The organism is Polaribacter sp. AHE13PA (assembly GCF_019278505.1).
GTDB lineage: Bacteria > Bacteroidota > Bacteroidia > Flavobacteriales > Flavobacteriaceae > Polaribacter.
Genome location: NZ_CP058985.1, coordinates 570,838 through 593,457 on the forward strand (window position 1 = coordinate 570,838; position 22,620 = coordinate 593,457).

Sequence of the window (22,620 nt, forward strand, 5' to 3'; positions counted from 1 at the left end):
ACGTTACTCAAAAATACAAATTATGTTAAAGAAATCATAAAAAAATTACAACTTATTGTAAAATAAGCTTTTAATTATTCCGTCAGAAAGTCCAATTTTAGGAACATAAATTTTTCTAGCGCCACTCCATTTCATAGCAGACAAGTAAATTTTGGTTGCTGGTATAATAACATCTGCTCTATCTGGGTTTAAACTTAACTCAGAAATGCGTTCATCATAAGTCATTTGTTTTAAGAATTGATATTGAGCATTTAGATAAATATAAGAAATAGGTTTTCCTTCTGCTCGTCCAGACATTTTAAATAACTTATTAATGTTACCGCCAGAACCAATTAAAGATACTTTCTTTAAATCTTTAGTATTTTTCTTTATCCATTTTTCTACGTTGGCAAACATTTCTTTGTTCACAGCTTTTTTGTTACTTAACAAACGTACTGTTCCCATTTTAAAAGATTTTGAAGTAAGAATCTTACCTTCAGAAAATATGGTAAACTCTGTACTACCACCACCAACATCAACATAAAGGTAAGAATTATCACCTTGTATTAATTGATTTAGATCTGTAGATGAAATTATAGCGGCTTCTTCTTTACCACCAATAATATCAATTTTTACACCAGTTTCTTTAAAAATTTTTTCAACAACTTCCTTACCGTTTTCTGCTTCTCTCATTGCAGAGGTTGCACAGGCTTTATACCTTTCTACACCATTTACATCCATTAATAATTTAAATGCTTCCATAGCATTAATCATTCTGGTGATGTTTTTCTCGCAGATAATTCCGCCAACAAAAGCATCTGCACCTAAACGAATAGGAACACGTACTAAAGAAGATTTTTTAAACTGAGGCTCTTTGTCGTCAGATACTATAACGTTGGATATTAGTAATCTAATTGCATTTGATCCAATGTCTATAGCTCCATATTTTTTAATTTCTAACAAACTATTTTATTTATGGTTCTTAGGGAATTCTATCATAAACGTTTTCCCTTTTTTTATGTTTTTCCAATGTTTATCTTCGAACTGAATACCTACAACTCCGCAAGTTGATACATGCGAAATAGGTTTGTTACCAAACTTATTTACAAAGGTATTGATACCGTGATCATGACTAAAAATGATGGCAGAATTAAACCCATCATCTAAAGCATTTACTGTTTTTACCAAATAACCATCACTAAAGCTATATAACTGTCTTTTTACTTGAAGGTTTGATAAAGGAAACTCGAAGTTTTCACAAAAAATAATTGATGTATGTAATGCTCTATTGGCACTACTTGATACAAAAACATCTGGTCTGTCTATTTCTGTTGATAAGAATTTAGACATTAAATGTGCGTCTTTTATGCCGCGTTTTTTTAGAGGTCTGTCAATATCTTCTATTCCTGAGTATTCCCAAGAAGATTTTGCATGTCTAACAATGTATAAAGTTTTCATTCAATTCTAATTGTTGAGTTGTAAATATAAAAATTTATGGTGCTAATCTTTCTTTTTTCCAAGAAAAATCTTCTTCTAAGGTATATCTTATTCTGTCATGCATTCTATTTGGTCTCCCTTGCCAAAATTCTATAGAAATTGGTTTTACCAAATAACCTCCCCAATGCTTAGGTCTTAGTATTTCTTTTCCTTTAAATTTGTTTTCAAAAGTTTTTAGGTTACCATCTAATTCTTCTCTAGAAGTAACTATATCACTTTGGTTAGATGCCCAAGCACCTAACTTGCTACCGTCTGGTCTAGATTCAAAATAACCGTCAGATAAGTTTTCGGCTAATATTTCTGCGTTTCCTTTTATAATAATTTGTTGTTCTAGCGCAGGCCAGAAGAAAGATAAACAGATATTGTTATTGGCTGCAATTGCTTTTCCTTTTTCTGAATTGTAATTGGTGTAAAAAATAAAACCTTCCCAAGTGAACTTTTTTAATAAAACAACTCTGCTTTTAGGAAAACCATCTAAACCAATGGAAGATACAGTCATGGCATTACTTTCATCTACCATGTTTGATGTATCGGCTTTTAGAAACCAAGTTTGGAAAAATTCCATAGGATTTTCTGGACAAGTACTTTCTAAAAGTTCTTGTTTTTCGTAGGATTTTCTGTAATTACTTAAATCTTTAGACATTATATATAAATTCTATAGAGTAAAAATACAGAATATTTTAAGAGTATTAACACTCTAAATCCCCCTTTTTAAAGATTTTTATTGATATGTTTTGCAAGATAAACTCCAGAACTTGCACAACCTTGAATTAAATATCCTCCAGTTGGAGCATCCCAATTTAACATTTCTCCAATACAAAATTGATTTGGAATTTTATGTAGCTGAAAATGAGTGTCTACTGCATTTAATTCAATTCCACCAACCGTAGAGATGGCAGCATTTAACTTTCCTAAGCCTGTAATTTCTATAGGAAATTTTTTAATATATTTTGATAAAATTGTTGCATCTAGATATGCTTCTTTAGAAAGATGCATTTTAAGTAACTCTATTTGAGAAGTGCTTAATTTTAATCCTTTCTTTAAAATTTGTGTAGTATTTTTAAAAGAGGAGTTTACAATTTTATTGCTCACTTCTTCTAGTGAAAAAGTAGGTTTAAAATCGATGTAAATCATTGCTTTTTCTTCGGATTTTAGTTGTGTTCTAATCTGCGGACTCAATGCGTAAATAGCATTTCCTTCTATTCCAAATTTGGTAATTACAGCTTCTCCTTTTTGTGTTTTGTCAGCACAAGAAATAGCAATGTTTTTTAAAGGGTTTCCTTCGTTTTCTTTGATGAAATCTAGATTCCAATCAATTTTAAAAGCACAATTGGAAGCTTCAAACGGAGTCGTGTTTACACCTTTTTCTTGAAACGTTTCTAACCAACTTCCGTCAGAACCAGTAATTTTCCAACTTGCACCGCCTAAAGAGAAAGTGGTATAATCAGAATGAATAATTGCATCATTAACTATTAAATTATTTTCTGCATCCCAACCAGAAAAAGTATGTTCGTATTTAAAAACAATTCCTTTTCCTTTTAAATGATTTAAAATAGTATTTAAAACAGTAATTGGTTTTATACCTTCTTCTGGATAAATTCTTTTGCTACTACCAATATACGTAGGAATTCCTATGGATTGTAACCAATTTCTAAAATCATCATTGGTGAAACTTAGTAAAGCATCTTTTAAAACATCATTAGGAGTATAGCGTTCAATAAAATCTAGAATAGGTTCTGAATGTGTCAAATTAAAGCCACCTTTTCCTGCAACTAATAGTTTTCTTCCTGCTGTTTTATTTTTTTCATAAATAGTAATATCAAATTTTTTGGTATCTAAAAAAGCGGCTAAAAGTAGGGCAGAAGGTCCGGAGCCAATAATTGAAATTGATTTTTTCATGATATTAATTTATACAAACAGGAATTATTGTTTTTTAAGATTTTTTACTTGTTTTAAGTACTAAAAGGCGAAAGTAAATCGGCAACTTACTACTTTATAAAATAGGTTAAAACCCGTAGTTAATTTTGTAGGATATTACCAAGGTGTTTTAATTTTGTTTATCTCTACTGTTTGTTGTATTCCATCAGATTCTATAACAATTTTTAAAATGTCGTTGGTAATTAAGGTTTTCCATTCTTTTTTCCAAAAGTCACAGAATTTACCTGTTATTTTTAATTCAATTAAATCTATATTGTTGATTTTTAATACTTTTGAATTCGGCTTTATTTTTCCAACCAGTTTGCTTTTATCATATATGTTAGCTACTGTAACTGTATTATTTTCATAATCTGTAAAAAAACCAACTTCGTAAATATTTGGCAGAATAGAATCTAATTTTTCTGTCTTATCTAAAATTAAATAATCATTTTTCCAGTCTATTGTAATGATGTAGTTTTCATAAAAGTCATTACCTAAAAGGGAAGAGTTTCCTGGTTTAATTAAGAGGTAAGAAGGTCGCTTAAATACTTGTTCGTTTATTTGAAAACTATCTAGCTTTTTAAAGTGTGTCTCTCCTTGTTTTGCTCCTGTAAAATTAAAACCTTTTATTCCAACCTTTGTAATTGACGGATTGTTTTTTAATAAAGTTGTATCTCCTGTTTGAATAAAGCCATTAAACCCAGTGTCAAAAGTAAAATAATTTGATTTTTGACCTATTTTTAGGTTAAAATGAATATTACCAACCTCTTCAGAATTCATTTTTACTTTTTTAGAATTACTTGATATTTCAAATCTTTCACTGTTATCTGTAATTCTAATAGTTTGTTTTTGATAATCTATTTGCCAATTGGCTTTTCTCATCAAATTATTTCCAATGATACCGTCTATTTTTTTACATCTAATATATTTTCCAAATTTAGATACGTCCCAAATTAAACTAACAGTCTCCCTGAATTCAATACCTGCTATTTTTATTGAGTTTATTTGAACTCTCTCTACTTTTTTTACTGAATCACTACCATTTGAAACAGTTCCTTTTTTTAGCTGTTTTACATTTAATTCACTTGATATTGTTGGGGCAATTAGGTTTAATTCAGCTCCTGTATCAAGAAGGAAATTATACTCTTTTTCTTGAATTGTTACTGGTATAAATATAAATCCGTTTTCGTAGGTGAAAGGAATTTCTTTTACGTATTCTTTTTTGGTTACAAACCCCTGTTTTTTATAATTGTATGTTACGCAACTACTTAATAAGATAATTATAAAAAAGGCTATTATTCTGTTGTTCATAAGGTTTGTTATTCTAGTGTTTTTAATAATTTATATACTTAAAGTTGTGTTGTTTTTGATAAATAATAGTAACATTAAACTTTTTAGCATCTAAAAGTAACGTAAAAGGGGCGGTGTTAATAATGCAAACTATTTTTTTGATGATATAAAGAGGAATTTTTGCAAGTGAGCTAAAACCGCAATAAAATTTATACGGTGTTGCAATTGGTTATTATAGTTATAATAACGAATCACTCGATTTTATACTAACATTTGTTGTTTTAAGAATTTTTTTGATATCATTTTTTATCCAGTCTTGTGATTTTGGGTGAAATACTATCTCAAAATTATACTTTTCAAATTCATTAAGTATCAAATTATAACCAAATGGTTCATTTATTTGATGATATATCCTCGTTTTAATAATTATATCAGAAGTTAGCGAATTTATCTAAAAACAAAGTTAGAAACAAACTAAATTACTTCTTCGCTAAATACAATCCAATAAAAGTTAAAAGGCCATTTAAAACCAACACAAAAAAGCCAAAGTCGAAACCAAGTTTTTGTTTAGAATAATAACTAATTACATATGTAAGAATCGGAGCAATTATGCAAATGGCAGGTATTAATTTATCTTTTACCTTTATTTTGGTAAACATTCCAAAAGCATACAAACCTAATAAAGGTCCGTACGTATAGCCTGCAAATGTGAATATTTTGGCAATAACACTTGCATCTGCAATAAAATATTTAAAGATTAAAATGGTTGCAATCAAGACAAAAGAGAAAATAATATGAATCTTCTTTCTTATTTTTTCTTGTTCGTTTTTATCCTTCTTTTTATCAATTTCTAAAATATCAATACTAAAAGAAGTAGTTAAAGATGTTAGCGCAGAATCTGCACTAGAATAAGCTGCTGCAATTAAACCCAATAAAAAGAATAGAGCAGTAGCCAAACCTAAGTTTCCTTGTGTTGCAATAATAGGAAAAAGCTCGTCTTTGTGTGCTTCAATTCCTGCTTGTTGTGCATAATCTGTTAATAAAACACCTAAAGCTAAAAAGAAAAAGTTGACAATTACCAACACTATGGTAAACCAAAACATATTTTTCTGAGCATCTTTTAAATTTCTACAGGTTAAGTTTTTTTGCATCATATCTTGATCTAAACCTGTCATTACAACGGCAATAAATGCACCAGATAAAAATTGTTTCCAGAAATAATTTCCAGCCTTTATATCATCAAAAAAGAAGGTTTTAGACATTTTACTATCGGCAACATAGGTAAATAGATTGTCAATTTTCATTTCGTTTGAAATGGTGTAAATACAAACGCCTACTGCAATTAGCATAAATAAGGTTTGTAAAGTGTCCGTCCAAACAATGGTTTTGATACCTCCTTTAAAAGTATATAACCAAATTAAGAGAATTGTGATAGAAACGGTTACCCAAAACGGAACTCCGTAAGCGTCAAATAAAATTGCTTGTAACACATTTGCCACTAAAAAGAGTCTGAATGCAGCGCCAACTATTCTAGAAAGTAAAAAGAAACTAGCACCAGTTTTGTAAGAATAATTACCAAAACGATCTTGTAAATAGGTGTAAATAGACGTTAAATTTAGTTTGTAATACAACGGAAGTAATACCAAACCAATAATGGCATATCCAACAACATAACCCAAAACCATTTGAAAATAGCTCATAGAATCTGTTTCTACCCAACCAGGAACCGAAATAAAGGTAACTCCAGAAAGTGAAGCACCAATCATACCAAAGGCAACTAAATACCAAGGAGAAGAGTTGTCTGCTTTAAAAAAGGTTTTGTTGTCTGCAGATTTTCCGGTGAGGTAAGAAATACCGATTAATACGGTAAAATAAGCGACTATTAATAGTAGTATGTAAAGTGGTTGCATGTAGTAATTACGAATGTTGAATTATGATGCACAATATAGGATTTTTAGTGAATAGAGAATAGATATTAGGGGAAAGAAAATAGATAAGTATTTCAATTATAAAAGAATGTTTTTCTTGAATCTTTTCTTTTTATTGAGTTAAATTTGCAGTTATGGATTTTTCATCAAAACTTTTAGAAAACGCCGTAAATGAGGTGTCTCGTTTACCCGGAATTGGTAAGAGAACTGCATTGCGTTTGGTATTACATTTATTAAAACAACCTTCGGACAATACAAAGTTTCTATCGGAAGCTTTATTGCATTTAAGAAATGATGTAAAGAATTGTGAAAAGTGTCATAATATTTCTGATACAGCTTTGTGTGATATTTGCAATAATGTAAAAAGAAAGCCGGAGATTGTCTGTGTGGTGGAAGATATTAGAGATGTTATGGCGATAGAAAGTACGTCTCAATTTAATGGATTGTACCATGTTTTGGGAGGAAAGATTTCTCCGATTGAAGGAATTGGTCCTCAGAATTTAAAAATAGAAAGTTTAGTTAAAAAAGTAGAAAGCGGAGAGGTAAAAGAGTTGATTTTTGCTTTAAGTTCTACCATGGAGGGTGATACGACTAACTTTTATATTTTTAAACAAATAGAAAAATTTGAGATTACAACATCTACAATTGCACGAGGAATTTCTGTGGGTGATGAATTAGAATATGCAGATGAAGTTACTCTAGGTAGGTCTATTGTAAATAGAATTCCGTTTGAACAAAGTATAAGAGGGTAATTTAATCGATTCTGTAAAAAAATATTTGGTTAGGATTTTCCGTGTTAGGATTTTCAAAGTCAAAAATAATTTCGTGATGTTTTCCGTCAATAATTGGATTGAGACTAAAGTAGTTTTCAACATCAGAGTTGTCGTATTTAAAAGATCCCCAAATTTTATTATAACGGCTATGGGTTATTGTAAATTTACCGGTTAAGGTTTCTGAGTATACACAATTATTATTAGCATCTCTTTTGTATTTTCTATGAATAAAGCTGTCATCAGAATTAATGATTAAATCAATAGAGTCGTCAACAGAACTACCTGTACAATATGTTTGTATTGAAGGGGTAAATTGTCTAACTCTAAAATTACCGCTAAAATCACCCAATCCATAAAATTCTGGTTGGTCATCATTAGAAGTGCAAGAAAATAAGATGATAAGGATAGAGAATGCTAAAATTTTATTTTTCATATTTTTTAATCAAAGAGATCAATTTTTAAAATAGTTTATGTTGAAATGAGTTTTATTTACTTATTCTTTTTTATCATCACTTTCCAAAACTTCTCTCTCAGCTTTTTCCCAAGATCTTTTTTCTCTTATTTTTTTGTAGAGTCTAATCCCTAACATCAATATTACTCCAAAAAGGATAATACCTACAACGCCCCAAATCCAATTTATGGCAGATTTTAGTGTTACTAAAAAGACTACTGCAAATAAAATAATTGTTGGTGCTTCGTTTATAATTCTTAATTTGAATGCTGTGTATTTTATAACATCATTCTGTAGCTGTTTGTATATTTTATGACATAAGCCGTGATAAACATATAATGCTAAAACAAAAGTAAGTTTTATGTGCATCCAAGGCATTTCTAAATAAATAGGATTTTTATACAACATCCAGAAAGCAAAAAAACTTGCTAAAATAGCAGAAGGCCAGGTAATTATATACCACAATCTTTTGCTCATTAATTTGTATTGAGTTTGTAAAATTTCTTTAGCAGGTTCTGGTTTTTTTTCTGCTTCTACGTGATACATAAATAGACGAACAATGTAAAATAACCCTGCAAACCAAGTAACAACAAAAATAATGTGAAGTGCTTTTACGTATAGGAAATCCATAATCTTTTAATTTTTATTTATTCTTATCGATGTCATCTCGAAAGAAGTATTAAGAGGATCTAAAATTTATTTATCTTTAGATTTCTCAATCGATTAAGAAAGTTATTTTCGAAATGAAATATGAAAACTTAAATGTGCTTTATGTTTCACTATTTGTTTGCAAACAAGTTTAGCCCTGATTAACTCCACTTTAAAATTTTTATTGAGTCGTTGAATGCTTTGCATTTGAAATGGCATCCTTTTTTCTGTCAGTTTGAGTGAATTTGCTTTTTTGCAAATTTGTATCGAGAACAGAAGAAAAAAGATATAATGTAAAGCAGGAAATAGCTTCTTATAATTTTACTTGTTCTTCCAATCGTTAATCCATTTCACCATTACATCTACCCAATCGTCATTGTCATTCATACATGGTATGTGTTTGTAATCTGTACCACCAAACTTCATGAATTCGTCTTTACCTTCCATGGCAATTTCTTCTAAAGTTTCTAAACAATCTGCAACAAAAGCTGGTGTAACAACGGCTAATTTCTTTTTACCTTCGCCAGGAAATTTCTCAATTTCGAAATCGGTATAAGGTTTTAACCAAGGGTCTTTTAATAAGCGAGATTGAAAAGAATTGCTATATGTGCCTTCTTTTAAATTTAAGGTTTTCGCAATTTCTTTGGTTGTTTCAAAACATTGGTGTCTGTAACATGTGTGGTGTGCAACAGAGTTACGCTCGCAACAAGAACCATCTATTTTACAGTGGTTTTTGGTAACGTCTGATTTCATGATATGACGCTCTGGAATTCCATGGTAAGAAAATAAAATATGATCGTAATCAAACCCTTCTAAATGATTGGCAATGTTATTACTCATTGCTTTTATATAATCAGGCTCGTTATAAAAGGCAGGTAAAACGTCTAATTTTACTTGTGGGTATTTCTCAGCTAAAATTTCTTCAGCTTTTACAACAACCGTTTCGTAGGAAGACATTGCGTAATGAGGATATAATGGCGCTAAAAAGATTTCTGTAACCCCTTTATCAACCAATTCTTTAATCCCTTTTTCCATGGTCATAGAACCATAACGCATTGCCAAGGCAACTGGTAGGTCTACTTTTTTAATCACTTTATCTGTAAATCTTTGAGATATTACCACTAACGGAGAACCTTCTTTCCACCAGATTTTCTTATAAGCGGCACCTGCTTTTTTGGGTCTTGTTTGTAGTATAATTCCGTTAATTAGTAACCAACGTTTCCAATACGGAATGTCAATTACGCGTTCATCCATTAAAAATTCTCCTAAATAATTTTTAACGTCTTGTGTTTCTGTAGAGTCTGGTGATCCTAAATTGTTAAGTAATATTCCCTTCATTTAAAAAAGTTTCAAAGTTTTAAAATTTCAAGTTTTTAGATTGAAAAAATAGACTTTTGTTATTTTATTTTTTATTCTGAACTTGTTTCAGAATTTTATTTTTGCTTTTTGCTTACTGCTTACTGCTTACTGCCAACTGATTTGTAACTTCATATAATGTAATCGCTAAACTATGTATTACATTCATACTAGAGTTTCTACCGTACATTGGTATTGCAATTGTTTCGTCCAGTAAATTTATGTTTTCAATTCCATTTCTTTCGCTCCCCAAAAGTAATACGATTTTTTCATAATTTTTAAAATTAAAATCTTGAATATCGATACTTTTATCAGTAATTTCTATACCAATAATGGTGTTTCCTTCTTGCTTTAATTGCTGTATTAGCGCATCAAAATTGTTGTAAACGTCATGTTCAATTTGATTTACCGTATTTCTTGCCGTTTTTTTTACAATTCTATTTTCTGTAGAAGGTGAATTCTCGTGAAAATAAATTTTTTGCACTCCAAAACTTTCCGAAATTCTAAAACACATTCCTATGTTTTCAGGTGTTCTAATTGCATCACAAACAATTGTTATCGGAAATTGCTTTTGATTGTTTTCTATATCGTAATGTGTTAATTGTTCCAAATTAATTTTGTTTCAAAGTTTTTTAAAAAGATGTACTTTTATTTTTGCTTACTCTTTTAAGCTCATTACATACTTCTTAGGCGTTGTGCCAAATTTCTTTTTAAAGGCTGCTATAAAATGGCTAGAGGTACTATAACCAACTTTTACACCAACTTCATTTACATTAAATTGATTGCTCTCTAACAATTTCCTAGCGTATTCCATTTTATAATCAAACAGAAAACTATAAACAGTATCTCCGTAAATTTGTTTAAAACCTTCTTTTAATTTTTTTATGTTTAAACCAATTTCATTTGCTAGTTCTTGCAAACTTGGTGGTTCTGCCATTCTTGCAATAATAATTTCTTTGGCTTTTCTAATTTTTAAAACATTCTGTTCATCTACTAAAAACGGACAAAACTCGCCTTCTGGATTTTCTTCTTTCTGAAAATGGATGCTTAACAATTCGTATACTTTACCTCTAACATATAAATCTCTAATAGAGTTATTTGTTTTAGAATTGATAATTTGTTGTAAAATAATAGAAACAGTTGGTTTTATTTCTGTGTCATCGTAATATTTCTTGTTACTGTTTTCATTACTCAAAAAAGGAATGTAACCTGATTCTTTAGAAAATAAGGAGTGAAATTTTTCGATAGAAATTAACAATGAAACCAATGTTGTTTTTGGTTGAATCTCTAAATTGATGGGTAAAACTCCTTGCGGATTGTATAATAAAATTGCTCTATTGTCTAGAACATCAAAAGAGTAGGTGCCATTATTAAATAAAAATTTAGATTTCCCTCTTAAACAAAAGTGAATTTGTATAAAGGCATTATTTATTTTCCTTTCAAAGTTTTCTACTTCTTTACTTTCGTTCTGAAAATGAAGCACATAAAACCCTTTTTCTAAAGTAATTTCTTCAAATGTACTTTCTCCGACATTTTTGAACATATCTTATCTTTTTAGTTTCATTTTTTTTATTTAGAATCATTCTATATAAAAAGAAATAAAAACTCAATTACATAGCAAAAGTAATGCTTTTAGGGTGTTTTATGGATAAAAATTAATTAAAAAACATATAACGATATAAATAGTCCTTTAAGCGACATTTTTTTCTAATTGAAGTTTATACTTTTGTCCAACTTTTAGAATAATATGCAAGAGCACAGGCAAGAGCACTTTTATAATATTGGCGTTAGTTACAAAAAAGCGGATGCTAACACACGTGGAAAATTTTCTTTATCAAAAGAAAATCAAGTTTCGTTGTTAAAACTTTCAAAAGAGAGAGGGTATAAAGGGGTCTTTATTATCTCTACCTGCAACAGAACAGAAATAAGCGGTTTTGCAGAAAGACCATGTCAATTAATAGAATTGTTGTGTGAGTTTTCTGAAGGAACCATCCAGGAGTTCTCTAAAGTTTCTAATGTTTATAAAAACCAAGAAGCAATACATCAGTTATTTAGAATTGGTACCGGTTTAGAAAGTCAGATTTTAGGAGATTACGAAATTGTAGGACAATTAAGACAGTCTTATAAAGTAGCAAAATCTTTAAAAACGACCAATGCGTATTCAGAAAGGTTAATTAACTCTGTATTGCAAGCAAGTAAAAGAGTTAAAAATGAAACAAGGTTAAGCTCTGGAACAACATCTGTTTCTTATGCTGCTATTCAATATCTTATTAAACATTTACCAGATTATAATTCTAAAAATATTTTAGTTTTTGGTTTAGGTAAAATGGGGAAATACACTTGTAAAAACCTAGCAGAATACACGCAAAATAAATCTGTTTGTCTAATTAATAGAACGGAAGAGAAAACAACAGAATTTGTAAAAGAACATGCTACTATTAGAAAATCAGTAATAGAAAACTTATCTGATGAAATAGAAAAAGCAGATGTTTTAATTGTTTCTACAGGAGCAGATAAACCTACCATTACAAAAGAACTTATTGCTAAGAATAAAGATTTATTAATTTTAGATTTATCAATGCCAGAAAATGTGGCAAAAGATGTAACTGACTTTAATGGAGTTACTTTAGTAAATATAGATGAGCTTTCTAAAATTACTGATGAAACTCTAGCGGTTCGTCAACAAGAAGTACCGTATGCAGAAGCTATTATAGAGACTCACAAAGCAGAATTTAATGAATGGCTAAACCATAGAAGATTTACGCCTGCAATTGCAGCTTTAAAGAAATCATTAGAAAATATTACAAACGACGAAATTAATTTTCAGAAGAAAAAAATTGCTGGTTTTGATGAAAGTCAGGCAGAAATCTTAACTTCACGTTTTATACAGAAAATAACCACCCAATTTGTGAAACATTTAAAAGATGAAGAAACATCTGTTACACAAAGCCTACAAGTAATTAATAAGGTTTTTAAATCTTAACCACAATACCATGCAGAAAATAATAAAAATAGGAACTCGCGATAGCCAATTAGCGCTTTGGCAAGCTAATAAAGTGCGCAAAGAATTAAAGGAGTTGGGCTATGAGTCTGAGATAGTACCTATAAAATCTTTTGGAGATATTGTTTTAGATAAACCCTTATATGAATTAGGAATAACAGGTGTCTTTACTAAGAATTTAGATGTTGCTATGTTAAATGGCGATATTGATATTGCTGTACACTCTTTAAAAGATGTGCCTACTGTTTTACCTCAGGGTATTATACAAGCTGCTGTTTTAAAACGTGCAGATTATATAGATGTATTGGTTTTAAAAGATAACGAAGAGTTTTTTGGACAACCAGATGGTGTTATTGCAACGGGTAGTATCCGTAGAAAAGCAATGTGGTTAGATCGTTACCCAACTCATAAAGTAGAAGGAATACGTGGTAATGTAAACACACGTTTAGAAAAACTAGAAAATAATGAAACTTGGAACGGAGCAATATTTGCTGCTGCAGGTTTAGAAAGATTAGGCTTAAGAGATGCAGAAGCAATTCCGTTAACATGGATGGTTCCTGCACCAGCGCAAGGAGCAATTATGGTTGCTTGTTTAGAAAAAGATGATTTTGTAAGAGATGCTTGTGAGCAAATAAATCATTACGAAACAAAGGTTTGTGTTGGTATAGAAAGAGAATTTTTAAACCTTTTAGAAGGTGGTTGTACTGCACCAATTGGAGCTTTGGCTTATATTGATGCAAGAACCGAAGAAGTAGTTTTTAAAGGAGTTTTATTAAAAAAAGACGGTACTAAAAAAATTACAGTTACTAAAAATGCAAAAATGGGAAGCCATCGTTATTTGGCTAAAGATTGTGCAGATTATGTAATTAATAAAGGAGGAAAAGAGTTAATGGCAGAAGACGCAGAAGATGCTGTTGAAACATTACAAAATATATTTTCTACAAAGAAACTTTCTGAGCTTCAAAAAGAAATAGTATCTGAAACCATTGGCGTAAAAGATAGCGATTTTATTAAAATCCGTTTTAATCGAATTCCTGCTAAGGTGATGAAAAACGAAATAGAAAACGTTATTATCACAAGTCAGAATGGAGTAGAAGCACTTTTAAATTCTTTCACAAGAGAAGAAATGAATTTTAAGAACATTTACTGTGTAGGTAGAAGAACTAAAAAACTAATTGAAAACAGAATAGGTAAAGTTGCGCACGCTGCAAAAAATGCTAAGAAATTAGCGGAATATTTAGCAGAAGAATTAGACACTAAAAAAGTAACCTATTTTTGTAGTAATCTAAGGTTAGATGTTTTACCAACTTCTTTAAAAGCTGAAGGAATACAAGTAACGGAAGTAGAGGCTTACAAAACGATGTTAAGTTCAGAAAAAATTGATGATGAAGTTTCTGGAGTTTTGTTTTACAGTCCATCAGGAATTGAAAGTTATTTAGAAGAAAACAACCCAGATAGAGTTGCTTTTTGTATTGGAGAAACTACAGCGGTAGAAGCAAGAAAATATTTTGAAAAAGTAGAAGTAGCAAACATGCCAAGTGTAGACAGCCTTTTAGAATTGGTGAACTTGTATTATTCAAGATAGAGACGTATTTCCTATAAAGGATCTAATTTTACAGGTATTAAAAATAATAAAGAATGTCTCCTCGAGCGCAGTCGAGAGGTTTTTATAAATTAGGTCTCGACTGCGCTCGACCTGACATAAGTAAAAGTTATGTTTAGAACTCGTAGATTAAGAAAAACAGAAGGAATTAGAAGATTAGTTAGAGAAACTAAAGTATCTGTAGACGATTTTATTTATCCACTTTTTATTGAAGAAGGAGAAAATATAGAAACTGAAATTGTTTCTATGCCAGGGATCAAACGTTTTTCTTTAGATAGAATTTCTAAAGAATTAGATGAGGTGGTCGAATTAAATATTCCTGCCGTTTTATTATTCGGAATTCCATCAACAAAAGATGATGAAGGAACAGAAACTTGGAATGATAACGGAATTATGCAACAAGCAATTCGTTTTATCAAGAAAAACTACCCAAGTTTATATGTAATTACAGACGTTTGTTTTTGTGAATATACTTCTCACGGTCATTGCGGAATTATACACGACAATGATGTAGATAATGATGCTACGTTAGTAAATATTGCAAAACAAGTTATTTCGCATGCAAAAGCAGGTGTAGATATGGTTGCGCCATCGGGAATGATGGACGGAACGATTGATATGATTCGTCAGTCTTTAGACAATACAGGTTTTGTAGATTTACCAATTATGGCGTATGCTGTAAAATATTCATCCGCTTTTTACGGTCCTTTTAGAGATGCTGCAGATTCTGCTCCTACTTTTGGAGACCGAAGAACTTATCAAATGGATCCTGCAAATAGAGACGAAGGAATGCGAGAAGCAACTTTTGATGATCAAGAAGGTGCAGATGTTTTAATGGTAAAACCAGCATTGTCTTATTTAGATATTATTAGAGATTTAAAAAATAATTTCGATCGTCCGATTGCATGTTACAATGTAAGCGGAGAGTATGCAATGGTAAAAGCTGCTGCAGAAAAAGGTTGGATTGATGGCGAAAAAGTAATGATGGAAAGCTTACTGTCTATGAAGAGAGCAGGAGCAGATATTATTATTACGTATTTTGCAAAAGAAGCAGCTAAGGTATTGTTGAAGAAATAACGTCATTACGAGGAAGAATGACGAAGTAATCTCTTAAATTAATAAGTAGATTACTTCACTACGTTCGCAATGACAGAAAAACAAAAGAAATGAATTTCAAGAAATCAGAAAAATTATATAAAAAAGGATTAAAAAATCTGGTAGGAGCTGTAAACTCTCCTGTAAGAGCCTTTTCATCAGTTGGAGGAAATCCGTTGTTTATCAAAAAAGCAAAAGGGACTAAAATTACCGATGTAGATGGTAATAAATATATAGATTTAGTGCTTTCTTACGGACCAATGATTTTAGGTCATAGACATAAAAAAGTGCAAAAAGCTGTTGAAAAAGCATTACAAAAGGGATATTCTTTTGGTGCATCAACAGAAAATGAAATAAAATTAGCAAAAATTGTTTGCGACGCTTTCCCAGGAATGGACAAAGTTCGTTTTGTAAACTCTGGTACAGAAGCTGTTTTAAGCGGAATCCGTTTGGCAAGAGCATTTACCGGAAAAGATAAAATTATAAAATTTGCAGGTTGTTACCATGGGCATCAAGATGCATTATTAGTAGCGGCAGGTTCTGGTTTGGCAACATTAAGTTTACCCGGTTCTAAAGGTGTTCCTGAAGGAGCTGTAAAAAACACGTTAATTTCTAATTATAACGATTTAGATAGTGTAAAAAAACACTTTGAAAATGATGACAATATTGCAGGTGTAATTATAGAACCAATTGCTGGTAATATGGGGGTTGTAATTCCTGAAAATAATTTCTTAGTAGAATTAAAAGCGTATTTAGAAACAAAAGGAGCGTTATTAATTGTTGATGAAGTAATGACAGGTTTCCGTTCTAAATTTGGTGGAGCGCAAGAATTACTAGGTGTAGAAGCAGATATTACCTGTTTAGGTAAGGTTATTGGTGGAGGTTTCCCCGTTGGAGCTTACGGAGCAAGAGAAGAGATAATGCAAGAAGTTGCGCCTTTAGGCGGAATGTATCAAGCAGGAACGTTAAGTGGAAATCCAATTGCTATGGCAGGTGGAATTGCTACTTTAACGGAACTGAAAAAGCAAAATCCGTATAAAAAATTCGAGGAAACTGGTAGTATTTTAGAGGTGATTTTATTAGAAACTGCTAAGAAATACAATGTTGCTTTAACTGTAAATAGGTTTGGTTCTATGTTAAATCCTTTCTTTGTAAATAGTGAAGTTACTAATTTTGTAGAAGCACAATTGTCAGATACTAAAAAGTTTGCAGTGTTTTTCTGGGAAATGATTAGAAACGGAGTTTTCTTACCTCCAAGTCAGTTTGAAGCATGGTTTTTATCATCAGCATTATCAGATAAGGATATAAAGAAAATAGCAGAAGCGATTGATAAGGGAATGTTAGCTGTTTCAAAAATGTAAATATATAAATCGTCATTACGAGGAAGAATGACGAAGTAATCTCCGTATGAATTAGCAGATTGCTTCACTACGTTCGCAATGACGTTCAATAATCATAAATAGCTAATAGCCAAAAGCTAATAGCCAAAAGCTAAAAAATGATAAAAAACGATTTATTTTTAAGAGCCTTAAAAGGAGAAACTGTAGACCGTCCACCTGTTTGGATGATGCGTCAGGCAGGAAGATATTTACCTGAATTTCAAGAAATCAAAAAGAAATATGATTTTTTTACACGTTGTCAAACTCCTGAGTTAGCATCAGAAATTACAGTGCAACCAATTCGTAGATACGGAATGGATGCTGCAATTCTATTTTCAGACATTTTGGTAATTCCACAAGCAATGAATATTCATGTGGAAATGAAACCAAACTTCGGACCTTATTTACCGAATCCAATTCGTACTCAAAAAGATTTAGATTCAGTAATTGTTCCAGATATTCAAGATACTTTAGGTTATGTAATGGAGGCTATTAAAGCAACCAAAGAAAAACTGAATGATGAAGTACCATTAATCGGTTTTGCAGGTTCGCCATGGACGATTCTTTGTTATTGTGTACAAGGGCAAGGATCTAAAAACTTTGATAAAGCAAAAGAATTGTGTTTCACAAATCCTGTGGTAGCTCATTCTTTATTACAGAAAATTACAGATACAACCATTGCTTATTTAAAAGCAAAAGTAGCTGCAGGTGTAGATGCTGTTCAGGTTTTTGATTCTTGGGGAGGTATGTTATCTCCAGTAGATTATCAAGAATTTTCTTGGCAATATATGCAGCAAATTATCGATGCTTTAAAAGATGAAACTCCTGTTATTGCTTTTGGTAAAGGATGTTGGTTTGCTTTAGACGAAATGTCTAAATCTGGCGCTTCGGCTTTAGGTGTAGATTGGACTTGTTCTCCAAGAAATGCACGTTATTTATCTGGCGGAAAAATTACGCTACAAGGTAATTTCGATCCAACAAGATTGTTTTCTCCACCAGCGGTGATCAAAAAAATGGTACATCAAATGATTAATGAATTTGGTAAAGACAGATTAGTTGTAAACCTTGGGCATGGTATTTTACCAAACATTCCGTTAGAAAACGCAAAAGCATTTATCGATGCTGTAAAAGAATATAAAGCAGACTAAAAAATGCCACATTTTATTTTAGATTGTTCAGAAAACATTTTAGAATTACGAGAACCAAGAAAAGTATTAGAAGCCGTTTTTGAAACGGCTTTTTCTACGGGTTTATTTGATAGAGATGATATTAAAGTACGTTTAAATCCGTTTAAATATTCTTTAGTACAAAGTGAAGCAGCCGATTTTATTCATGTTTTTGGTAATATAATGGAAGGAAGAACTAGTGATCAAAAATCAGATCTTTCTTACGCAATTGTAGCTACCTTAACTACATTGTTTCCTAAAGTACCCGTTATTTCTATGAATATAAGAGACTTTGAAGCTAATACTTACTGTAATAAATCTATGATTTAGATACATAATATGGGCGTTACTTTATGCTGAAAAAAATCAGCATAAAGTCGCGCTTTCCATTATATCTTTTTGCAGAAAAAGCAAAAAGGATGCCATTTCAATCGCTAACGCAAACCAACGCTAATGATTAAAAATATACTTTCAGGCATAAGTGCCTACGCAGGTTCTTTTGGTTTAATATCTCAATTAAAACTATGGAAATATTTTATAATTCCAATAGTAATTAGTGTGGTAACGGCAACAATTATTGGTTTTACAGCGTACGGATTATCCGATAATATTGGTGCTTTTTTGGCTAAAATATGGATTTGGGACTGGGGAAAAGAAACATTTACAACCATTACATCTGTAATTGGAGGTCTCTTTGTATTAGTTATTGGTTTTCTATTATATAAACATATTGTATTGGCTTTATCAGCACCATGTATGAGTCCTGTATCAGAAAAGATAGAAATTCATATCAATGGAGATTTAAAACACAACCACAGAAAAACAAGCTTTCAAGAACAATTAATTAGAGGAATTAGAATTAGTTTAAGAAACATAGGTAAAGAGTTATTATTAACGATTCCGTTGTTATTATTAAGTTTTATTCCCATAATAGGATTTTTTTTTACCGCTTTATTATTTTTATTACAAGCTTATTATGTCGGTTTCGGAAATATGGATTATACCTTAGAAAGATATTTTAACTATAAAGATAGCATCAACTTTGTTGGAAAAAAGAGAGGTTTTGCTATTGGTAATGGAATTGTTTTTATGATGTGCATGCTAATTCCTGTAATAGGACTTATTATCGTTTTACCACTTTCTGTAACAGCTGCATCTGTAAAAACGGTTGCCTTATTAAATACTGAAAATAATAAGTGAATTTTTTAAAAAAATACGATAAACCTTTTGAGTATGCAGGCATAATAATGAAACTTATTATTGCTTATCAATTTTCTGTTATTTGGTTTCAACCAGAAGCTTCTGATGTTTCTAAAATATCTTCAATGGCTATTTTAATGGTTTTTGAGTTTATAATGGTACATTCAGGAGTATTTATGGCTGTTATGCCTAAAAGATTATCTTTGTTTCTGTTGGTGCCTTTTTATGGTTTATTTGCCTGGGGATTTTCGTCTGCAATGGAAGGCAATGATATATTAATTATATACTTATTAGTTGTATTAAATAGAATGCGCTTTGCCTTTTCAGAAGTCGATATTCAAATACGAAGTAGAGCGATACTGTTTTCTATCTCGGCAGCAATTTTATACTTAATACTTATCTTTATCACTCTTTTTTCAAATGGTGTTTTTGGAGAATTAGGACTAACACAAGAATTTTTAAATTCGTCGGGGTATTTTGAAACTTTAACAGCAAGTGGAGAGTTTATGGAGAGACCACATACGGCTATTAGCTTTGGTTTTTTTTATTATTGCTTTTTGGCTGTAGTAGAAACGCTATTGCTAACCACTAAAAAAATAAATATGACTAAAATTGCAATTAAATGAAAGATCAATTTTATAAATACATAGAAAACTTACAAGACACAATTACTTGTAAACTAGAAGAGGTAGACGGTGGTGCTAAATTTCAAGAAGACCTTTGGGAAAGAGAAGAAGGTGGAGGTGGAAGAACTCGTGTGATTGAAAATGGAAAAGTTTTTGAAAAAGGTGGTGTAAACATTTCTGCTGTTCATGGTGAATTACCAGAAGCATTAAGAAAACAATTTAAAGTAAAAGAAGGTAACTTTTTTGCTTGTGGATTGAGTCTCGTTTTACATCCAATAAGTCCTTTTGTGCCAACAGTGCATGCAAATTGGCGCTATTTTGAAATGTATGACGAAGCAGGAAATATCGTTACTCAATGGTTTGGTGGAGGACAAGATTTAACGCCCTATTATTTATTTGATGAAGATGCTACTCATTTTCATACAGTATGTAAATCCGCTTGCGACCAACATGATCCAGCATTTTATCCGAAGTTTAAAAAGGTATGTGATGAGTATTTCTGGAATGCTCACAGAAAAGAAGCAAGAGGAATTGGAGGTTTATTTTTCGATTATCAAAAGGAAACAGAGCAGTTTTCTATAGAAGACAGATTCAATTTTGTTACGGAAGTAGGGGACAGTTTTTTAGAAAGTTATGTGCCAATTGTAGAAAGGCGAAAAGAAATAGCATTTACAAAAGAACATAAAGATTGGCAAGAAGTAAGACGAGGACGTTATGTAGAATTCAATTTAGTGCATGATAGAGGTACTTTGTTCGGCTTAAAAACAAACGGTAGAATAGAAAGTATTCTAATGAGTTTACCGCCAATTGTACAATGGAAATACAATCATCAACCAGAAGAAAATTCTGAAGAAGAAAGGTTGATTAAGGTTTTAGAAAATCCTAAAGAATGGATTTCTTAAAAGATAAAAAAGGCTAAACGATTCGTTTTGCCTTTTTTTACATCGTTTTTTTTATTGATATTAATTTTAGTTGTATTTTGCTTTAACTTTTGTGATATCTACTGTTTTGTAAAAGTAAAAATAGACTGACAAAAAAATGTACTTCAAAATAATACTCCCTTTTTTATTTCTTTTTATTTTAAAAACCAACTCTCAGAATTTAGATTCTATTTTTATTTCAAAAAAAGAAATTGTAAAATCTATAAAAACAGACGAAAAAAAAGCACTGTTTTTATATGAATGTGGTGAATATTTTTATTCTAAAAATAGTAATAAAGCGGAATATTTTTATCGAGAAGCTTTGGCTTTAAATAAGGATAAGAATAATTTGATGGAAGGTAGAGCTTTATTTAAATTAGGATTTGTAGAGAAAAATGAAGGAAATTTAAGTACAAGTCTCAGGTATTTTAATAAAGCAAAAGATATCTTTAAAGATAATAATGATTTAGAACGTTTAGCCTCTGTTTATTTTGATATTGGATATGTATATCGATATAAAAATCAAATGGATAAAGAATTTGAATTCTACCAAAAAGGATTGAAATTAAGTGAAGGAGGAAGTGAAACATTAATAGGAAAAGGTTATCTACATTTAGGGAATTACTACACTAGATTAAAAAAATTAGATTCCTCAATTTATTTTTATAATAAAGCACTTTACCTTTTTAAAAAAATAAAGAAAGAAAATAGAGTTTATAATGTTTATAATAACATAGCGAATACGTATTATAAACAGGGAAGATATGCTGAAGTAATAAATATTAGAAGTTTAGTTTTAAAATATGCTAAAAAGGAAAATAAGAAACTACTTATAACTGTAAATTACCATAACATTGCTGCCGCATATAGTGAATTGAACGAATATGATAAAGCTGAAAAATATTTAGATTCTGCTATTGTGGTAGCCGAAGAAGAAAGTTTTAAACTACGGTTAGCAAAATCTTATAATTCAATTTCAAAGGTTAACTATTCATTGAAAAATTACAAATCTGCTTATCTATATCAACAGAAGTATAAAACTTATTCAGACTCTATTTTTAAATCTCAATTAACAAACACACTTGAAGAGACCGAGTTAGTAAATAAACACAAAGTGGAAACCAAAAATTTGCAAATATTAAATCAAGAAGAAGTTTTTGAGAAGAGGTTGTATTTAATTATAATTTTTGTTTTTTTATTATTGGGTATCCCTCTTGTTTTTTTATTTTATAGAAATTCAGTTAATAAAAATAAAATAATACAAGGAAATTTAGAAAAAGAAAAAATTAAAAAAGAGGTTTTACAGGAAAAGTTCAAAAGATCTGAATCAGATATAAGAAGTTTGGTTGCAGATAATTCTATGAGGTTAGAGTTTTTAAAACAACTTTTATTAAAACTTAAAAATCAAAGAGAATCGAGTGATTCAGTTGAAGTGAAAAATTATATTAAAGATTTATCTTTTAAAATTCAGCAACAAATTACAACAGATAGTAAATTAACTTTGGTTAAAAATAAGATTGATATTATTAATGATGGTTTTAATAATATGTTAGTTATCACTTATAAAGAGCTTACTAAAACAGAAAGAGAAGTATGTTCATTATTAAGGTTAAATTTATCGATTAAGGAAATAGCATCAATTAGAAATTCAAGTTCAGATGCAATAAAAGTTACACGCTACAGAATAAGAAAGAAAATGAATGTACCTAAAGGTGAAAAATTAGAGATGTTTATTCAAAAGTTAGAGGTGTAGTTTAATGCGTTCTATTTTAGTTGTTTATGTCTTAAGTG

General features: G+C 30.4%; 22 protein-coding genes. 11 read left to right on the plus strand and 11 right to left on the minus strand.

Annotated elements, in window-relative coordinates:
- Positions 1-45: 45 nt before the first annotated feature.
- The 6 genes from H0I28_RS02510 to H0I28_RS02535 all read right to left on the minus strand — a co-directional run bounded on the left by H0I28_RS02510 (position 46) and on the right by H0I28_RS02535 (position 6,593).
- Complete coding sequence (locus H0I28_RS02510; protein ID WP_218733099.1) at positions 46-942, minus strand: Ppx/GppA phosphatase family protein; 897 nt, start codon at positions 940-942, stop codon at positions 46-48.
- Between the two features lie 6 nt (positions 943-948).
- Entirely contained in the window at positions 949-1,437 is a 489-nt protein-coding gene (locus tag H0I28_RS02515; protein WP_218733100.1) for a histidine phosphatase family protein, read from the minus strand.
- A 34-nt stretch (positions 1,438-1,471) separates the two neighbouring features.
- Positions 1,472-2,119, minus strand: coding sequence for a pyridoxamine 5'-phosphate oxidase (gene pdxH, locus H0I28_RS02520; protein ID WP_218760336.1), 648 nt, complete (start codon positions 2,117-2,119; stop codon positions 1,472-1,474).
- Positions 2,120-2,187: 68 nt separating this feature from the next.
- Complete coding sequence (locus tag H0I28_RS02525; RefSeq protein ID WP_218760338.1) at positions 2,188-3,375, minus strand: NAD(P)-dependent oxidoreductase; 1,188 nt, start codon at positions 3,373-3,375, stop codon at positions 2,188-2,190.
- Between the two features lie 135 nt (positions 3,376-3,510).
- Positions 3,511-4,704, minus strand: a complete 1,194-nt coding sequence (locus H0I28_RS02530) for a retropepsin-like aspartic protease (protein ID WP_218760340.1) — start codon at positions 4,702-4,704, stop codon at positions 3,511-3,513.
- 458 nt (positions 4,705-5,162) lie between these two features.
- Positions 5,163-6,593 carry a sodium:solute symporter gene (locus H0I28_RS02535; protein ID WP_218760341.1) on the minus strand — a complete coding sequence of 477 codons (1,431 nt, stop codon included), beginning with the start codon at positions 6,591-6,593 and terminating at the stop codon, positions 5,163-5,165.
- Between the two features lie 152 nt (positions 6,594-6,745).
- On the opposite strand from H0I28_RS02535, the gene recR reads away from it, so the two are divergent.
- Complete coding sequence (gene recR / locus H0I28_RS02540; RefSeq protein ID WP_218733105.1) at positions 6,746-7,363, plus strand: recombination mediator RecR; 618 nt, start codon at positions 6,746-6,748, stop codon at positions 7,361-7,363.
- Between the two features lies 1 nt (position 7,364).
- Here the strand turns inward: recR and H0I28_RS02545 are convergent, their stop codons facing one another.
- The 5 genes from H0I28_RS02545 to H0I28_RS02565 form a co-directional block, all read right to left on the minus strand.
- Positions 7,365-7,817, minus strand: coding sequence for a hypothetical protein (locus H0I28_RS02545; RefSeq protein ID WP_218733106.1), 453 nt, complete (start codon positions 7,815-7,817; stop codon positions 7,365-7,367).
- Positions 7,818-7,877: 60 nt separating this feature from the next.
- The gene (locus tag H0I28_RS02550) at positions 7,878-8,465 is read right to left on the minus strand and encodes a CopD family protein (RefSeq protein ID WP_218760342.1); all 588 of its coding nucleotides are present in this window, start codon (positions 8,463-8,465) and stop codon (positions 7,878-7,880) included.
- Positions 8,466-8,804: 339 nt separating this feature from the next.
- Positions 8,805-9,821, minus strand: coding sequence for a ferrochelatase (gene hemH / locus H0I28_RS02555; RefSeq protein ID WP_218760343.1), 1,017 nt, complete (start codon positions 9,819-9,821; stop codon positions 8,805-8,807).
- A 112-nt stretch (positions 9,822-9,933) separates the two neighbouring features.
- Positions 9,934-10,449, minus strand: coding sequence for a TrmH family RNA methyltransferase (locus H0I28_RS02560; protein WP_218760344.1), 516 nt, complete (start codon positions 10,447-10,449; stop codon positions 9,934-9,936).
- A gap of 48 nt (positions 10,450-10,497) precedes the next feature.
- Positions 10,498-11,382, minus strand: coding sequence for an AraC family transcriptional regulator (locus H0I28_RS02565; RefSeq protein WP_218733110.1), 885 nt, complete (start codon positions 11,380-11,382; stop codon positions 10,498-10,500).
- A 204-nt stretch (positions 11,383-11,586) separates the two neighbouring features.
- Here H0I28_RS02565 and hemA point away from each other — a divergent pair, with 204 nt between their 5' ends.
- The 10 genes from hemA to H0I28_RS02615 all read left to right on the plus strand — a co-directional run bounded on the left by hemA (position 11,587) and on the right by H0I28_RS02615 (position 22,582).
- Positions 11,587-12,822 (plus strand): glutamyl-tRNA reductase, encoded by a 1,236-nt coding sequence (hemA, locus tag H0I28_RS02570; protein ID WP_218733111.1) that lies wholly within the window; start codon positions 11,587-11,589, stop codon positions 12,820-12,822.
- A gap of 10 nt (positions 12,823-12,832) precedes the next feature.
- Positions 12,833-14,425 (plus strand): hydroxymethylbilane synthase, encoded by a 1,593-nt coding sequence (gene hemC / locus H0I28_RS02575; protein WP_218760345.1) that lies wholly within the window; start codon positions 12,833-12,835, stop codon positions 14,423-14,425.
- A 129-nt stretch (positions 14,426-14,554) separates the two neighbouring features.
- Positions 14,555-15,520, plus strand: a complete 966-nt coding sequence (gene hemB, locus H0I28_RS02580) for a porphobilinogen synthase (RefSeq protein WP_218760346.1) — start codon at positions 14,555-14,557, stop codon at positions 15,518-15,520.
- Between the two features lie 89 nt (positions 15,521-15,609).
- Positions 15,610-16,899, plus strand: coding sequence for a glutamate-1-semialdehyde 2,1-aminomutase (hemL, locus tag H0I28_RS02585; RefSeq protein ID WP_218733114.1), 1,290 nt, complete (start codon positions 15,610-15,612; stop codon positions 16,897-16,899).
- Between the two features lie 137 nt (positions 16,900-17,036).
- Complete coding sequence (gene hemE / locus H0I28_RS02590) at positions 17,037-18,065, plus strand: uroporphyrinogen decarboxylase (protein WP_218752704.1); 1,029 nt, start codon at positions 17,037-17,039, stop codon at positions 18,063-18,065.
- A gap of 3 nt (positions 18,066-18,068) precedes the next feature.
- Complete coding sequence (locus H0I28_RS02595; protein WP_218760347.1) at positions 18,069-18,413, plus strand: 5-carboxymethyl-2-hydroxymuconate Delta-isomerase; 345 nt, start codon at positions 18,069-18,071, stop codon at positions 18,411-18,413.
- A gap of 123 nt (positions 18,414-18,536) precedes the next feature.
- Positions 18,537-19,283 carry an EI24 domain-containing protein gene (locus H0I28_RS02600; RefSeq protein WP_218760348.1) on the plus strand — a complete coding sequence of 249 codons (747 nt, stop codon included), beginning with the start codon at positions 18,537-18,539 and terminating at the stop codon, positions 19,281-19,283.
- A 47-nt stretch (positions 19,284-19,330) separates the two neighbouring features.
- On the plus strand, positions 19,331-19,909 hold the full coding sequence (locus H0I28_RS02605; protein WP_218760349.1) for a hypothetical protein: 579 nt from the start codon (positions 19,331-19,333) through the stop codon (positions 19,907-19,909).
- A complete protein-coding gene (gene hemF / locus H0I28_RS02610) occupies positions 19,906-20,811 on the plus strand; it encodes an oxygen-dependent coproporphyrinogen oxidase (protein ID WP_218733119.1) in 906 nt (301 codons plus the stop codon). Before H0I28_RS02605 ends, hemF begins: the two co-directional genes overlap by 4 nt.
- A gap of 136 nt (positions 20,812-20,947) precedes the next feature.
- Entirely contained in the window at positions 20,948-22,582 is a 1,635-nt protein-coding gene (locus tag H0I28_RS02615) for a tetratricopeptide repeat protein (protein ID WP_218733120.1), read from the plus strand.
- Positions 22,583-22,620: the final 38 nt, after the last annotated feature.